Raw genomic sequence first — 518 nt, forward strand, 5'->3', positions numbered from 1 at the left:
CCCAGGGAAGGCCCGATCACCCGGTTGAAAACCGAGGGGAGCCACATCCGCCGCGCTGGCGGCACCACGCAACCCGGTTTTCGCCGCTACCGCGCGTTTGCGCGGTAGCGGTGGGTTACGCCCCCCATTTCCACGGCAGGGGTCAGTTGTTTCGCTTTAGCCACCGCTTCGATCGCGCAAGCAGCATGCGCATCTAAGCAATGTTCGTCACCAAGCCGCGATAGCACCCTGACGTGAGCGACGTTTATCTGCGATGAGCCTGTCCGGAAGCGCTGTTGTCTTTTCGCGCTCCAAGGCGACGTTGGGAGGCAGCGATGTCGGCATGGTCGGGATGCTCGATGGCCAGGAGCATCTTGTCAAAACCGGAATATCGCGAAGCCTGCTGGGGCAAGCAGTGGAATGTTGCGCGAAGGGGCAAGGCGCGGAGGCCAACAAGCGCTTGGGCTACATCGTCGGCTCGGCAGCCAGGCTGCTTGAAGGCACCATGTACAAAGAGGCCACGCAACAATGGCTGACTC

At 61.8% G+C, this 518-nt stretch carries 1 pseudogene; it reads left to right on the forward strand.

The window, feature by feature from the left end:
- Window positions 1-253: 253 nt before the first annotated feature.
- Window positions 254-518 (forward strand): annotated as a pseudogene (locus CSC62_RS17695) (hypothetical protein); the annotation flags it as partial.

Source organism: Pseudoxanthomonas jiangsuensis (assembly GCF_010093185.1).
GTDB lineage: Bacteria > Pseudomonadota > Gammaproteobacteria > Xanthomonadales > Xanthomonadaceae > Pseudoxanthomonas > Pseudoxanthomonas jiangsuensis.